Here is a 15,143-nt window from a genome sequence, read left to right as displayed (position 1 = left end):
TGCGCTTCTCCGCGGGACGATGGAAAGGGTCAGTACGCCTCGGCCGGATGCAGCGAACCGGCCTGGGCTTCGACCAGACGGTTCAGCGGCTTCCCGCCGAGCTTGAGGAAGAGGACCGGGGTCAGGACCGTGTCGAGCAGGGTCGCGCTGGCGAGACCGCCGAAGATGGTGACGGCCACCGGGTGCAGGATCTCCTTGCCCGGCGCGTCGGCGCCGATCATCAGCGGAACGAGCGCGACACCGGCCGACAGCGCGGTCATCAGCACCGGCGTCAGCCGCTCCTGGCTGCCTCGAATGACCATGGCCCGCCCGAAGGCCTCGCCCTCGTGCAGGACCAGGTTGATGTAGTGGCTGATCTTCAGGATGCCGTTGCGCGTCGAGATGCCGGTCAGCGTGATGAAGCCGATCATCGAGGCGACGGACAGCGGCTGTCCGGCGATCCACAGCGCGGCGACGCTGCCGATCAGGGCCAGCGGCACGTTTCCCATGATGATCAGCGCCAGCACGGCCGAGCGGTAGCGGCTGTAGAGGACCAGGAAGATCATCGCCAGGGACACCATCGACAGCGCGGCGATGGTCTTGGACGCCTCCTCCTGTGCCTGGAAGGTGCCTTCCAGGCTGGTGAAGTATCCGGGCGGGAGCTGCGACCCGGCGACCACGCCGCGGATGCCCGCGACGATCCGCGCCATGTCCGTCCGGCCGTCGCCGTTGCCGAGGATGACGATGCGGCGCTTGCCGTTCTCCCGCAGGATCTGGTTGGGCCCGTCCGTCTCCTCCACCGAGGCGAACATGCTGAGCGGCACCCGGCCCGCCGGGGTTTCGACCAGCAGGTTCGCCAGCCCGCTGGTGGTGCGGTCCTCGTCCGACAGGCGCAGCACCACGTCGAAGCGCCGCGTCCCGTCCACGATCTCCGACACCACGCGGCCGTTGGACAGGCTCTCCAGCGCCTCCGTGGTCATGGCCGGGGTGACGCCGAACAGCGCCGCGCGCTCGTAGTCCACCACGACCTGCACCTGCGGGATGCGGACCTGCTTCTCGATCTGGAGGTCGACCAGCCCGGGCACGCCCGCGAGCGTCTGCTGGAGCTGCCCGGCGAGGTTGCGCAGCGTGTCCAGGTCCTCTCCGTAGATCTTCAGGGCGATCTGGGCGCGGACGCCGGACAGCATGTGGTCGAGCCGGTGGGAGATCGGTTGACCGATGTTCACCGACACCGGCAGGGCCGCCAGCCGGGCGCGCACGTCGGCCAGAACCTCCGCCCGGCTGCGTTCCGAGGGCACGAGGTCGACATCGATCTCGCTGGAGTGGACCCCCTCGGCGTGCTCGTCCAGCTCGGCGCGGCCGGTGCGGCGGCCGACCGACTTCACCTCCGGCACCCGCATGATGAGCGTCTCGGCGGCCTGGCCGACCCGGTTGGCCTCGGCCAGCGAGATGCCGGGATTGAGGACGATGGAGATGGTCAGCGTGCCCTCGTTGAAGGGCGGAAGGAAGGCCCGCGGCAGGCCGGGCACGGTCGCCGCGGCGATCACGACGGTGGTGCCGACGGCGGCGAACAGCGTGCGCGGGTTGGCGAAGGCCCAGCCCAGCAGCCGGGCGTTCACGGCCTTCAGCCGCCGCACCAGCCAGCTCTCGTGCTCCTCCAGCCGTTTCAGGCGCGGCAGCAGGTAGTAGGACAGCACCGGGGTCACCGTGATGGCGGTGACGAGGCTCGCCAGGATCGAGACGATGTAGGCCACGCCCAGGGGCGCGAACAGCCGCCCCTCGATGCCGGACAGCGCGAACAGCGGCACGAAGACCAGGATGATGATGACGGTGGCGTAGACGATGCCCGAGCGCACCTCCTGCGAGGCCGAGGCGACCACCTCCAGGACGGGACGCGGGCTTTCCGCCCGCCGGTTCTCGCCGAGGCGCCGGTAGATGTTCTCCACGTCCACCACGGCGTCGTCCACCAGCTCGCCGATGGCGATGGCGAGGCCCCCCAAGGTCATGGTGTTGATGGACATGCCGAACGCCTTGAACACCAGCACGGTGATCAGGATCGAGATCGGAATGGCGGTGAGCGAGATGAAGGTCGTCCGCACGTTCAGCAGGAACAGGAAGAGGATGACGGCGACCACCGCCGCCGCCTCCAGCAGCACCGTCTCCACGTTGCCGATGGAGGTCCGGATGAAGTTGGCCTGCTTGAACAGGATCTCGTCGGCGTGGACGCCCTTCGGCAGGAACGGCGTCAGGTCCGCCAACGCCTTCTCGACCTCCGCGGTGAGACCGGTGGTGTCGGCGCCGGGTTGCTTCTGCACGGACAGGATGACCGCGGGCTTGCCGTTGACCCCGGCGTCGCCGCGCTTCACGCGGGCGGCGAAGTCCACCGCCGCGACCTGGTGAAGCAGGATGGGCTGGCCGGTCCTGTAGGCGACGACGAGGTTGCGCAAATCCTCCAGCCGGGTCGTCCGGCCGATGTTGCGGATCAGGTACTCCTCGGAGTGCTGGTCGATGAAGCCGCCGCCGGTGTTGGCCGAGAACTGCCGCAGCGCCGCCACCAGATCGTCGGTCGTGATCTCCAGGTCGTGCAGGCGCGCCGGGTCCGGGGCGATGCGGTACTGTTTGATCTCGCCGCCGATGGGAATGACCTGGCTGACGCCGGGGATGGCGAGCAGGCGCGGCCGCACCACCCAGTCCGCGAGCTCGCGCACCTGCATCGGGCCCACGCCGTCGCCGGACATGGCGATGAGCATGATCTCCCCCATGATGGACGAGATGGGTCCCATCTGCGGGCGGACGTTCGGCGGCAGTTGCCCCTGGACGATGGCAAGGCGTTCCGCGACCTGCTGGCGGTTGCGGTAGATGTCGGTGCCCCAGTCGAACTCGACGAAGACGATGGACAGGCCGACGCCGGAGACCGACCGCACGCGGGTGATGCCCGGCATGCCGTTCATCGAGGTCTCGAGCGGGAAGGTGACCAGTTGCTCGACCTCCTCCGGCGCCAGGCCCTCGGCCTCGGTCATCAGCGTGACCGTGGGCTTGTTCAGGTCGGGGAAGACGTCGATCGGCAGATCCTTGAGGACGAACGAGCCGTAGACGACCAGCAGCGCGGCGGCGGCGAGCACGAACAGGCGGTTGCGCAGGCTGGTGTTGACGAGGACGTTGAACATGACGGGCGGCTCCTCACCGGACCTGGTTGAGGAGACCGGCGCCGTCGGTCACGATGCGCGCCTCCGGTTCGACGCCCGCGAGAACCAGCACGGTGTTGGCGTCGACCGGCTGCGTGCGCACCGGCCGGGCGACGAAGCGTTGCGGCGACTCGTGCTGCCAGACGATCGGCTGACCGCTGCCGCTGCGCACGACGCTTTTGCGGGGCAGCACGATACCGGACGCCATGCCCTGGATTTGCGCGACGATGCGCACCGGCTGGCCGACGGCCAGTCCTTGGGGCGGGGCGATGATCCGGAACAGCAGCGGGATGGCCTGCTGACGCAGCGCCAGACTGTGGCCGAGGTGCTCCAGCGCCAGAGTCACGCCGTCGGCGGTCGTCGCCGACGCCATGTGGACGGTGTTCGCGACCCGGGGATCGAAGGCGACGGCCTCGATCATCAGGCGTGCGGGATCGACGATCTCGAAGAGGACCTGATCGCGGCCGTCGATGACCTGTCCGACCTTCACGTTGTTCGCGGTCACGATGCCGGAGATGGGCGCGCGCAGCGCCTCCTTGGTGGTCAGGGTCGGCGACAGGGCGGCCCGGCGCTTGCGCAGGCCGTTGAGGGTGGCCTCGGCCTCCTCGATGTCGCGCTGGGGAACGCTCCCTTCCAGCTTCCTCAGGCGCTGGAGGCGGGATTCGGCGATGACGAGCTCCTGCTCGACGATGGCGATCTGCTGCTGGATGCCGCTCCGGTCGACGATGTTCACCGCCGCAGCGATGTAGGCCAGGATCTGCCCGGCCTCGACCCGCTGGCCGACGTAGGGCAGTCCCTTGTCGCCCGGTTCGATGCGGCCGATCTGCGTGGCTTGGACATGGCCGCCGCCGTTCGGGTCGGCGGCGATCTGGCCGATCAGCTGGACCGTCCGCGCCGCCTCCTGCGACCTGGCGACCGTCGTACGGATCGACAGCAGGCGTTGCGATGGCTTCGGCACGTACAGGCTGCCGTCCGGCAGGCGCCGCGGACTCTCCGATGCACCGGTCGGCGCCGTGGACGGGATAGCCGCGGGGGACTTGCCCTTGTCATCCTGGCCGTGGTCCTCGTCGCCGTGGGCGAAGGCGGTGCCGCCGGCCAGCAGCAGGCCGAGCCCGATCAGGACCGCCCCGGCAACCGCGCGCGGACGCCCGCGCTGGGTCAGGGCGACGGTGGTCAGCACGCCGAGCAGGAAGACCATCGCGGCGCCGAGCAGCAGGCCGGAATCCTGACGCACCCGCGCGAGCACGTCGGAGACGCCGCCGCGGGTTCCGGTGGCCGTCGCCACGGCCGCGGTCGCCGGAATCTCCAAGGTTCCGATCAGCAGGTCGGACGCATCGGCGGCGGTGATCGAGACGGTGAGATCGTGTGCTCCGGGCTTCGACAGCCACCCGGCTTCGAGCCGGTACACGCCTTCCTCTCCGGACACCGGGGATGCGGTCATGGCCTCACCATCCGCGGTGATCTCGACGACGGCGCCGTTCACCGGTTCGTTGGTGGTGAAGCGGTCCAGGTAGACGAGCAAGATCCTTCCCTGGGCGACCGCGACCAGCTCGAAGTCCGCGGAGGACGTCTCCAGGGTGGGGGCGGCCATCGCGACGACCGGTTTCGGCTCCTCGCCACCGTGCGCGTGCCCTTCGTGGGCCAGGACGGGGGCTGCGACCGACGCGGTGACGCTCGCGGCGACCGCGGCGGCGGCAAGAAGGCGCCGGACGCTCATGGCAGACCTCCGGGTGACTGGTTCGAACGGGCATGGCGGGCCGGACGGATCGCCGCTTCGACGGTCCAGGGTGCCATCAGCCCTCGCCTCCGGCACCCGTGCCGCCTTTGCCCGTTCCACCGTGCCCGTGGGCGACGTGGAGGAGCGACAGGTACAGGGCCGCCGAAGCGGCCGTTCCGAGTCCGGCCGGGCCGGTCCAGGTCCGGCACCGGGGCGTGCCCGGCTCCGGCCCGTGGTGGGTGTGTCCGTAGTGCGTCATGGCCGCCTCCTCACATCGCGCCCATGGGGCCGGTGAGCAGCGTGTCCGCGAGCTTCTTCTGCCCGTCGGTCAGCACGGCGTAAAGCGGTTCGGCGGCCGCCGCGAGGGCTTTCACGGCGTCGAGCCGGGCGGAGAGCGCCTTCTGCTGGAACGCCAGGCGGTCGGGCCAGGAGGACGGCATGCCGCCCCTGGTCATCCGCTCGTGCACCGCCCGATGGGCGTTGGCGCTCGCCCGAAGGGCATCGGCGAAGGCGTTCCACGGCTGCGCCTGGGCGTCGGTGATCCCGAGTTCGGCCTTCAGGAAGGCGATGCGGCCTTCGACGTGCTCGAAGGGCAAGCCCATCGCGCCCTGCTGCCCCATCATCGTCCGGTGCATCGAGGACATCATGCCGGACTCCATCATGCCGGGCCCAGTCATACCGGGCCCCGTCATACCGGATTGGCCGTCCTGCTGGCACGACATGCCGCCCATCATCGGGCGCATCCGGTCCATGTTCATCATCATGCCGGGCTTCGCGCCCGGAGTCGGGTGCGTGGGGGTGGCCTGGGCCGGAGCCGGAGCCGGCTGGGCCTGCGTCGTGGCCGCGGCGCCGTCGGGATGATGGGCGTCGTGGTCCTGGTTGGTGGTGGTCTGGGCCTGGGCGACCGACATCATGGCGGTCAGCGCGAGTGCCGGGAGCATCTTGTGGATGAGGGACGACATGGCGTCCTCCTTCTGAACATCGGGTTCGAGCCATCCCGGACGGACTCCAAGCCGGAGCGCCGGGGACGCAAAAGCCAAGCGCACGAGGGCCGGACCCGCGTCCTTCTCCAAGCCGAGGCTCGGGTCGGGCGCGGGCAGACTCGTGGCGTCAGATGGTCAGAGCGGAGGGCGGAGGGCCGGGTCGATGCCGATTCCGTCCGGCGTGGCCAGGACAGGCAGATGCACGGACGTATCCGGACGCGGGATAAACGCCTCGACCACCACCGCGGGGAGGCCGCCGTGCATGGTGACGCACTGGGCGACGCTACAGCAGGCCCCCTCATCCAACAGGCCGAGATCCCCGCAGGGGGCTTGCTCGTGCTCGTGGTCGGAAACACTGACGACAGAGTCACCCATATCGTCAGCCAGGACGTGTTCGTGCGGTGCCGGAGCCTGGTGGTGAGGCAGGAGGCTGGCGTGGCCCGGAACGGCATAGACGAGCAGCGTGGCCAGCATCAGCAGGCTCACCACCACCCTCCTCACCGTCGACCGTGTTCCGCGCCACATGGCGATTGCCTCATCCGGTGCAGGTCGTGCGACACCGGAGTGCCCAGCGACCTATCCGGAAGACTAGAACCATTCCCTGGTTCCCGCAACCTGGCACCTCGAAAAACCATGAGGCTCGAGCTGATGTGGTGGACGGCCCTTCCACCTTCTTGAATCGGGTGCAAGCTGCTGCCGTCGAAGAAACCAGCTCGGAGGGGCCGCCCATGGACGTGCTGGTGCGGCAGCGAACCACGCTGATCAACGGGTTGCACGGGCACCTTGCAGGGTTCGGGATGATTGCGGCCAAAGGCCATGGGGGCGTGAAGGTGTTTTGATCGCCACGACTGGCCACTGCGGTTGGTCTTGGCGGCTGGTCCGAAAACCCGCTTCGAAGGGAGCTCAGATCCAGACCGCCGGAAGCGTGAACCGTCGGAGGTTGCTAGTCCCCACACCCACAGCCCAAGCGACCGGCCATTTTCACCCGTGCGTCCTCTGCGCAGCAGGCATTCAGATCGGCGGGAGCGGGGCCGCCACAGCAAACGCCCGTGGCGTCCTCGACCGAATCCGCACCGGGGTCGGAGCTGCAGACGCCGGTCTCGGGCAAGTCCAATTGCACGTCATGGGCAGCTTCAAGATCCCCTGCAAGGAAGGCGGCGATGGAGCGGACCTGCTCGTAACCGGTCGCCATCAGGAAGGTGGGTGCGCGGCCGTAGCTCTTGATGCCCACCGTGTAGAAGCCGGGCTCGGGGTGGGAGAGCTCGCGCACGCCGTGCGGCCGTACCGTGCCGCAACTGTGCAGGTTGGGGTCGATCAGCGGGCCGAGCGCCTCCGTGCACTCCAGCCATGGGTCAAGCTTCAGGCGCAGCTCGCGCAGCGGTGTCAGATCGGGGCGCTGGCCGGTTGCCACGATGACCTCGTCCACCGCGTCGATGCGTCGCCCGTCGTCGCTCCCGAGCGTCAGCTGTCCGTTCACCAGGGAGACCTCGGCCGCCCGGAAGCCGGCGACCGGTTCGAGGCTGCCGCTGGCGTGGAGGTTGCCGAGCGCCGTGCCAAGGGCGCCGCGCGCCGCCAGCGCGTCGGCGTCGCCGCCGCCGAAGGCCCGCCGCAGATCGGTGCCGCGCACCGCCCATACCACCCTCGTGCCGGGCTCCTGCACCGCCAGCCGTGCGAGATCCAGAAGGGCGTTCGCCGCGGAGTGGCCGGAGCCCACGACCACCGTCCGGCGACCGGCGTAGCGGCCCCGCAAGCTCCCCAGCACATCGGGAATGCCGTACTGGATCCGGTCCCTGTGGGCCGCCTCCCCCTTCGCCGGAAGACCGTTGGCGCCCATGGGATTGGGTGTGGACCAAGTGCCGGACGCATCGAGGATCGCGGCCGCCTGGAATTCGAGCTCGCCATCGGGGGTGGTGACGCGGATCACGAAGGGCGACGAGTCACGCCCGGCGGTCTTCACCTTGTCCATGCGCTGGCGGCTGACCGCCACCACGCAGTGGCCGAGCCGAAGGTGCGCGGACAATGCCGGCAAGGACGCCAGGGGCTGGAGGTACGACTCGACGATCTCGCGTCCGGTCGGCACCTCATCGGGGTCGGGCGCGATCCAGCCCGACCGTTCGAGCAGGGTCCTGGCTGCACGGTCGATGTTGTACCGCCAGGGCGAGAAGACCCGTACGTGCCCCCAATCGCGCATGTTGGCCGCCACCGCGGGCGCCGCCTCCAGCACCAGCGGGACCAGCCCGCGAGCCAGCAGATGAGCGGCGGCGGCCAGCCCGACCGGCCCGGCCCCGATCACGGCAACAGGAAGTGAGGTGTCGATCATGATGTCACTCCTTTCGGGAATCAGGGAAAGGCCTCATGTATTCGATATTCCCAAGAATACAGGAATATTGACCGGCGATCATGCAAGCCGCCCCCCGCGGGTGAAGGCTGCACGGTTCCCACGGCGCGCGGCCATGGATCGAATTTCAATGATCATTGGAATAGCAGGGCGGCAAAGAGCCGTCAATCCGAATTTCGATCATCGTCGAAATACTGGAGCCTGCGCGCGAGCGGCGGTCACGGGGATCCGGCCATCAGCGTCGCCCGCCGTGGAACCCTACGCTGTCTTCCCGCCGCTCATCGCCGTGGCGGCGAGGCTCTGCGCCTCGGTCGCCGCCTTCAGGGACGCCTCGCGGCGCTCGCTGTAGCGGTCGGTCAGGTATTCGCTCCGGTCGCGGACGAGGAGGGTGAACTTGAACAGCTCCTCCACGACATCGACGACCCGGTCGTAGTAGGGCGAGGGCTTCATCCGGCCCTGATCGTCGAACTCCTGGAACGCCTTGGCGACCGACGACTGGTTCGGGATGGTCACCATGCGCATCCAGCGGCCGAGCACCCGCATCGCGTTGACCGCGTTGAACGACTGCGATCCGCCCGAGACCTGCATGACGGCAAGCGTACGCCCCTGGGTCGGTCGGACACCGCCGCTCTCCAGCGGCAGCCAGTCGATCTGGCACTTCAGGACGCCGGTGAGGGTGCCGTGCCGCTCCGGGCTGACCCAGACCTGCCCCTCGGACCATTGGGACAGCGCCCGCAGTTCGGCGACCTTGGGATGGTCGGCGGGCACGCTGTCGGGCAGCGGCAGGTCGCGCGGATCGAAGATCCTCGTCTCGGCACCCATGCGGCGAAGGAGGCGGGCGGCCTCCTCGGCCAGGAAGCGGCTGTACGAGCGCTCGCGCAGGGAGCCGTAGAGCAGCAGGATGCGCGGTGGGTGCGTGGAAACGCACTCCGGGGTGAGTTTCCCCAGGTCGGGCAGGTCGAGGAAACGCTCGTCCAGGCTGGGAAACGGGTCGTTCCCGGAACCGTCAACGTCGGACACGGTCTCGCCTCCCTCTCTACGCCCGTCCGGCGCGCTCGTACCAGGGCCTGGTGGCCTTCACGATCGTCACCACGGACAGCATCACAGGCACCTCCACCAGCACCCCGACCACGGTCGCCAGCGCCGCCCCCGATCCCAGCCCGAACAGGCTGATGGCGGCGGCAACGGCGAGCTCGAAGAAGTTGGAGGCGCCGATCAGCGCAGCCGGGGCCGCCACGCACCAGGCCACGCCGAAGCGGCGCGAGAGCCAGTAGGCGAGGCCGGCGTTGAAGTAGACCTGGATCAGGATGGGCACGGCCAGCAGCAGGATGACCAGCGGCTGCGCCAGGATCCGCTCGCCCTGGAAGCCGAACAGCAGCACCAGCGTTGTCAGCAGCGCCACCAGCGAAACCGGCTGGATCAGGTCCAGGGTGCGCTTCAGCGCGCCGTCGCCGCCGGTGGCCAGCAGCTGGCGGCGCCAAAGCTGGGCCGCGCCCACCGGGATCACGATGTAGAGCGCCACCGACAGCAGCAGCGTGTCCCACGGCACCGTGATCGACGCCACACCCAGCAGCAGCCCTACCAGCGGGGCGAAGGCGAAGACCATGATGATGTCGTTGAGCGCGACCTGGCTCAGCGTGTAATGCGGCTCCCCCTCGCACAGGTTCGACCAGACGAAGACCATGGCCGTGCACGGCGCCGCGGCCAGCAGGATGAGGCCCGCGATGTAGGACGGAATCTGGTCCTGGGGCAGCAGCGGCGCGAACAGGTGGCCGATGAACAGGGTGCCGAGCAGCGCCATCGAGAAGGGCTTGACCGCCCAGTTGATGAACAGCGTCACCCCGACGCCGCGCCAGTGCTCCCTGACCTGCCCAAGGGCGCCGAGGTCGATCTTCAGCAGCATCGGCACGATCATCAGCCAGATCAGCACCGCCACCGGCAGGTTGACATTCGCCAGCTCGGCCGCCGCGATCGTCCGGAACAGGCCCGGCACCAGATGGCCGAGCCCGATCCCGACCACGATGCACAGCGCCACCCAGACGCTCAGGTATCGTTCGAAGGTGCTCATGGGAGGGCGGGCCGCCGGGGCAGCCCTGCCGTCGCTGGAGACGTCAGCCGTCATGGTTCCTGTCCTGATTCAGAGAATGCGGTTCCCGGACCCGTCCACGACGCGCTCGCCGTCCTCCTTCGTGAAGGGGCCGCGTTGCGGGTCGGGGAGGATGTCCAGCACCGCCTCCGACGGGCGGCACAGGCGCACCCCGAGCGGCGTCACGACGATGGGCCGGTTGATGAGGCTGGGGTGCGCCATCATGGCGTCGAGCAGCTGGCCGTCGGTCAGCGACGGGTCGTCCAGCCCGAGCTCGTCGAAGGGCGTGCCCTTGCGGCGCAGCACCTCGCGCAGCGGAACGCCCATGCGGCGGACGAGGTCGGCCAGCGCCTCGCGGTCGGGTGGCGTCTTCAGATACTCGATGACGGTCGGCTCGACACCGCTGTTGCGGATCAGGCCCAGCGTGTTGCGCGACGTTCCGCACTCCGGGTTGTGGTAGATGGTGACGTCGGTCATTGGAGCACCCTCGTTGGCTATCGCCGGTGTCGGGGCGCACACTCTTCCGAACCGAACCGCATTCGTTGGTCTTCCGCAGCAGTTCTCGACCAGAAAGCCGATGAGGCCGTCCATCCGCGTGAAGTCGGCGGAGTAGATCAGCGACCGGCCCTCACGCTGCTGCATGATCAGGCCGGCGTGGGTGAGCTGGTTCAGATGGAACGAAAGGGTGGCCGGGGTCACGCCCAGCGTTTCGGCGATGGCGCCCGCGGCGCGCCCTTCAGGACCCGATTGGACCAGCAGGCGGAAGATGTCCAGGCGGGTTTCCTGCGACAAGGCGGTCAAGGCGGCCAGAACGGCCTTCTTCTCCAATGTGAAGCCCTCACGCAGCGGTCATGGAACAGCCATATATTTTTATTCTTCCATAACCATCAAAATATAGCGCGCGAGCGGCGGTGTCAACAACCGGCGCCGCGATGTTCAGCGCCGGCTCAGGCCCAAACCGGAACCGCCGGGCCGCTCATTCGGCCCTGCACCCCTTGGCGTCGGCACAGCATTCCTCGGTCATGAAGCTGAGCACGGCCTGCATGACCGCGTAGTTCGCGCGGCAGATCAGCGTCGTGCCGCGCCGTTCCTGGGTGACCAGATCGACCAGGACCAGCTTGCGCAGGTGATGCGACAAGGTCGTGAGCGGGATGCCGACACGCTTTTGCAGATCGCCGACGGCCAGCCCGTCCCCGCCGGCGCGGACGAGATGCCGATAGATCTCCAGCCGGGTGACATGCCCAAGCGCTTCAAGCCGTTCCGCGGTGCGTTCGATGGTCATTCTCCGAAGATGACCCGGCGCTCCGCGTGATTCAACGTTGTTCGTGGAAATACGGAAATCGCACCGCGCGTCCCGGCACGTTGGGTGGGGTGCACGTCCGGAAGCCCGATCAGGGGCTGTCGGACAGGGCCGCCAGTCCGGCGGACGCCGGCATCCGCGGGCGTGTGGCCGGAAGCAGAAGCGTGACCAGGAACGAGGCGAAGACCAACGCGGCCGCCACCGCGAGGCAACCGGCCAACCCGCCGAACTGATAGGACAGGCCGCTGAGCAGCGAGCCCGCCAGCCGTCCGCCGGCGTTGGCCATGTAGTAGAAGCCGACGTTCAGCGCCACCTTGTCGGCGTCGGTGTAGGCCAGGATCAGGTAGGAATGGACCGACGAGTTCACCGCGAAGGCCACGCCGAACAGGCCGAGCCCGATGACGACGCTGAGCGCCGGATCGAAGCCGGCGGCAAGGGCGGCCGCCAATCCGATCGGGATGAGCATCAGGACCAGGGCCCAGATGCGCGCCGCCTTCACCTCGGCGGACACACCGTCCGGTGACCGTGCGACGAAGCCCGGCGCCGATGCCTGCACCACGCCGTAGCCGATCACCCAGGCCGCCAGAAAGCTGCCGACCTCCGCTGCGGACCAGCCGAGCCGGTCGGTCAGGAAGACCGGCACGCCCACCACGAACCACACGTCGCGCGCACCGAACAGGAAGAAGCGCGCTGCCGACAGCAGGTTGATGGCCGGCGTCTTCGAGAGGAGCTGGGTGAATTTCACCTTGGCCTTGGACCGGCCGAAATCGCCCCGCAGCAGCGTCACCGAGGCGACCAGCACCACGGCCAGCCCACCGGCCATGGCCCACAACCCCGCCCGGAACCCCATGGTGGAGAGCAGCAGGCCGCCAAGGAAGAATCCCACCCCCTTCAGCGCGTTCTTGGAGCCGGTCAGCAACGCCACCCAGCGGAACAGGGCGCCGCTCTTGTCGTCCGGCACGACGAGCTTGATGGCGCTCTTGGAACTCATCTTCGTGAGGTCCTTGGCAATGCCCGCCAAGCCTTGCGCCGCCACCACATAGGCGACCGACAGCGCCAGCGTCCATCCGGGATCGACCAGCGACAGCATGACGAGTGCCGCAACCTGCAACGCCAGCCCGGCGAACAGGGTGACCTTCAGCCCCAGCCGGCTGCCGATCCATCCGCCGATCAGATTCGTCACGATGCCGAAGAACTCGTACAGAACGAACAGGAAGGCGAGCTGGAACGGCGTGTACCCCAGCGCGTGGAAGTGCAGAAGCACCAGCATGCGCAGCGCGCCGTCGGTGAGGGTGAACCCCCAGTACGCGGCGGTGACGATCACGTAGTTGCGCAGGTCCGCCTTGCCGGCTTCCATGGCGGTCAGATCTCCAGCGAGCGGGCGACCTTGGCGGCCAATTCCGCCAGGCGGTGGGCGTAGCCCATTTCGTTGTCGTACCAGCCGATCAGTTTCACCTGCGTGCCGTCCACCACCATGGTCGAGAGCGCGTCGATCACGGCCGAGCGCGGGTCCGAACGGAAGTCGACGGACACCAGCGGGCGCTCCTCATAGCCCAGGATGCCTGTCAACGGCCCCTGGGCGGCGTCGCGGAACAGGGCGTTGACCTCCTCGGCCGTCGTCGGTCGCGCCATCTCGAAGACCGCGTCGGTGATGGAGGCGTTGAGCAGCGGCACCCGCACCGCCATGCCGCTCAGCTTCCCCTTCAGCTCCGGGTAGATGAGCGTGATCGCGGTGGCCGACCCCGTCGAGGTCGGTATCAGGGACATCAGCGCCGAACGCGCCCGGCGCAGGTCCTTGTGCGGGGCGTCCACGACGACCTGGGTGTTGGTCACGTCGTGGATGGTGGTGATCACGCCGTGGCGGATGCCGATCGCCTCGTGCACCACCTTCACCATCGGAGCCAGGCAGTTGGTGGTGCAGGACGCCGCGGTGACGAGGTCGTGGCGGGCCGGGTCATAGCCGTGGTCGTTGATGCCCATCACGATGTTGAGCGCGCCCGGCGTCTTGACCGGGGCCGCCACCACAACCTTGCGCGCTCCGTTTTCGAAGTGGGGGCGGTTCGACTCGGTCGTGACGAACCTGCCCGAACTTTCGATCACCAGATCCACACCCAGATCCCGCCACGGGATGTCCGCCGGCCGTGCATGCCGGGTGAAGCCGATCCGTCGTCCTGCGACGGCGAGACCCTCGTCCTTCACGGCGACCGGTGTCGGCCACCGGCCATGCACGCTGTCGAACTCCAGAAGATGGGCGGCGGCCTCCGGCCCACCCTTGACCTCGTTTATGTGCACGATCTCGAACAGGCTGCGGTCGAAAGCGGCCCGGCAGGCCAGCCGCCCCATTCGGCCGAACCCGTTGATGCCGACGCGGATGGCCATGCCGATGCCTCCCGATGTGCGTTGTCGTGGTCAGCCGGCCGCCAACTCGCTGTCGGACAGGCGGACCTTTCCGATCTCGGCGAGCCGGTTCTTCAGGCTCAGCCGATCAAGGCCCTCGAGGCGGAGATTGGCGAAAATCTTGATGCGGTTGTCGAGTTCCAGGTAAGCGCGCTTGAACGCCTGGAGCTTCTTTTCCTCCGGACCTTCGAAAGCGACCGGGTCCTCGATTCCCCAATGGGCCGTCATCGGCTGCCCCGGCCAAACCGGGCAGGGTTCACCGGCCGCCTGATCGCAGACGGTGAACACGAAGTCCAGCTCCGGCGCCCCCGGTGCGGCGAATTCGTTCCAGTTCTTCGAGCGCAGGTTGTCCGTCTTGAAATTCAGTCGGCCCAGCAACTCCAGCGTCATCGGGTGCACCGTGCCGCGCGGCATGCTGCCGGCGCTGTAGGCGACGAAACGGCCCTGGCCCCAGCGGGTCAGCGCACACTCCGCCATGATGCTGCGCGCCGAGTTCCCCGTGCACAGGAACAGGACGTTGTACGGCCTCGTCGGCTTCTGATGGATCGGCATGGAATCGTTCCTTATGGCGGGAGAGGAACAGTCGGGATGTTCGGCGCGCCGGCCGGGCGGACAGGCAGCGTCGGCCAGAACGGACAGGGAAGGGCCGCAGACCTCCGGGTGACCCTGGCAGCAGTCTTCCGTCAGGAAGACCAGGAGGTCGCGCATGCCGTCGAACTGCGCCTGGTAGATGATCGATCGACCAGACCGGCGCGGTGTCACCAGCCCGGCCTGGGACAAAAGGGCCAGGTGGCTGGACAATGTGTTCGGCGGCACACCGACGGTGCGCGCGATGTCGCCAGCCGGCATTCCGTTCCCGCCCGCCCGAATGAGCAGACGGAACACGTCCAGCCGGGTGTCCTGGGCGAGAGCCGCAAGCGCGGCGATGGCGGCCTTCTTGTCCATAATTCGGGAAATATCGAATCATTCCGGCGCTGTCAAGAACCCACGGAGCGCTCCAAGTCCGCGGCGATCCGGTGTCCGGCACCGCCGGGTTGTCGGACACCGTACCGGCACGCGTCCATCCGCATCCTTGCGACTCCGATCGCGTCACTGATAGTATGCAAGACGAGCGAATGGAGCCGAGGATGCTCCCGTCGCGCTGCGTACCGGGGCGTC

Annotated in this window: 12 protein-coding genes; all 12 read right to left on the bottom strand. The window is 68.3% G+C overall.

The genetic code is table 11. The features are described from left to right. Positions 1-29 precede the first annotated feature (29 nt). Positions 30-3,146 (bottom strand): efflux RND transporter permease subunit, encoded by a 3,117-nt coding sequence (locus HL658_RS20015; protein ID WP_180283955.1) that lies wholly within the window; start codon positions 3,144-3,146, stop codon positions 30-32. A gap of 13 nt (positions 3,147-3,159) precedes the next feature. Continuing rightward, positions 3,160-4,881 (bottom strand): efflux RND transporter periplasmic adaptor subunit, encoded by a 1,722-nt coding sequence (locus tag HL658_RS20010; RefSeq protein WP_180283956.1) that lies wholly within the window; start codon positions 4,879-4,881, stop codon positions 3,160-3,162. A gap of 269 nt (positions 4,882-5,150) precedes the next feature. Beyond that, a complete protein-coding gene (locus HL658_RS20005; protein WP_180283958.1) occupies positions 5,151-5,843 on the bottom strand; it encodes a Spy/CpxP family protein refolding chaperone in 693 nt (230 codons plus the stop codon). A gap of 156 nt (positions 5,844-5,999) precedes the next feature. After that, a complete protein-coding gene (locus tag HL658_RS20000) occupies positions 6,000-6,350 on the bottom strand; it encodes a hypothetical protein (RefSeq protein ID WP_180283959.1) in 351 nt (116 codons plus the stop codon). A gap of 457 nt (positions 6,351-6,807) precedes the next feature. After that, positions 6,808-8,184 (bottom strand): NAD(P)-binding domain-containing protein, encoded by a 1,377-nt coding sequence (locus HL658_RS19995; RefSeq protein ID WP_180283960.1) that lies wholly within the window; start codon positions 8,182-8,184, stop codon positions 6,808-6,810. 276 nt (positions 8,185-8,460) lie between these two features. After that, the gene (gene arsH, locus HL658_RS19990) at positions 8,461-9,222 is read right to left on the bottom strand and encodes an arsenical resistance protein ArsH (protein WP_343055220.1); all 762 of its coding nucleotides are present in this window, start codon (positions 9,220-9,222) and stop codon (positions 8,461-8,463) included. 16 nt (positions 9,223-9,238) lie between these two features. After that, entirely contained in the window at positions 9,239-10,270 is a 1,032-nt protein-coding gene (arsB, locus tag HL658_RS19985) for an ACR3 family arsenite efflux transporter (RefSeq protein ID WP_180284166.1), read from the bottom strand. Positions 10,271-10,339: 69 nt separating this feature from the next. Continuing rightward, positions 10,340-11,116, bottom strand: a complete 777-nt coding sequence (arsC, locus tag HL658_RS38230) for an arsenate reductase (glutaredoxin) (RefSeq protein ID WP_180283961.1) — start codon at positions 11,114-11,116, stop codon at positions 10,340-10,342. 148 nt (positions 11,117-11,264) lie between these two features. Continuing rightward, complete coding sequence (locus HL658_RS19975) at positions 11,265-11,570, bottom strand: ArsR/SmtB family transcription factor (RefSeq protein ID WP_180283962.1); 306 nt, start codon at positions 11,568-11,570, stop codon at positions 11,265-11,267. Between the two features lie 109 nt (positions 11,571-11,679). Then, complete coding sequence (arsJ, locus tag HL658_RS19970) at positions 11,680-12,945, bottom strand: organoarsenical effux MFS transporter ArsJ (RefSeq protein WP_180283963.1); 1,266 nt, start codon at positions 12,943-12,945, stop codon at positions 11,680-11,682. 5 nt (positions 12,946-12,950) lie between these two features. Then, positions 12,951-13,967, bottom strand: coding sequence for an ArsJ-associated glyceraldehyde-3-phosphate dehydrogenase (locus tag HL658_RS19965; protein ID WP_180283964.1), 1,017 nt, complete (start codon positions 13,965-13,967; stop codon positions 12,951-12,953). Positions 13,968-13,997: 30 nt separating this feature from the next. Further along, positions 13,998-14,930 (bottom strand): metalloregulator ArsR/SmtB family transcription factor, encoded by a 933-nt coding sequence (locus HL658_RS38225; RefSeq protein ID WP_180283965.1) that lies wholly within the window; start codon positions 14,928-14,930, stop codon positions 13,998-14,000. Positions 14,931-15,143: the final 213 nt, after the last annotated feature.

The organism is Azospirillum oleiclasticum, from assembly GCF_013423485.1.
Taxonomy (GTDB): domain Bacteria; phylum Pseudomonadota; class Alphaproteobacteria; order Azospirillales; family Azospirillaceae; genus Azospirillum; species Azospirillum oleiclasticum.
Note: the sequence above shows the minus strand (reverse complement) of the source record. Positions and strands in the feature narration are given on the sequence as shown.

What these genes read in the sequence shown, in the direction of transcription:
- HL658_RS20015 (WP_180283955.1), bottom strand. Translation starts at nt 3,146, where the DNA reads ATGTTCAACGTCCTCGTCAACACCAGCCTGCGCAACCGCCTGTTCGTG.
- HL658_RS20010 (WP_180283956.1), bottom strand. Translation starts at nt 4,881, where the DNA reads ATGAGCGTCCGGCGCCTTCTTGCCGCCGCCGCGGTCGCCGCGAGCGTC.
- HL658_RS20005 (WP_180283958.1), bottom strand. Translation starts at nt 5,843, where the DNA reads ATGTCGTCCCTCATCCACAAGATGCTCCCGGCACTCGCGCTGACCGCC.
- HL658_RS19995 (WP_180283960.1), bottom strand. Translation starts at nt 8,184, where the DNA reads ATGATCGACACCTCACTTCCTGTTGCCGTGATCGGGGCCGGGCCGGTC.
- arsB (WP_180284166.1), bottom strand. Translation starts at nt 10,270, where the DNA reads ATGAGCACCTTCGAACGATACCTGAGCGTCTGGGTGGCGCTGTGCATC.
- HL658_RS19975 (WP_180283962.1), bottom strand. Translation starts at nt 11,570, where the DNA reads ATGACCATCGAACGCACCGCGGAACGGCTTGAAGCGCTTGGGCATGTC.
- arsJ (WP_180283963.1), bottom strand. Translation starts at nt 12,945, where the DNA reads ATGGAAGCCGGCAAGGCGGACCTGCGCAACTACGTGATCGTCACCGCC.
- HL658_RS19965 (WP_180283964.1), bottom strand. Translation starts at nt 13,967, where the DNA reads ATGGCCATCCGCGTCGGCATCAACGGGTTCGGCCGAATGGGGCGGCTG.
- HL658_RS38225 (WP_180283965.1), bottom strand. Translation starts at nt 14,930, where the DNA reads ATGGACAAGAAGGCCGCCATCGCCGCGCTTGCGGCTCTCGCCCAGGAC.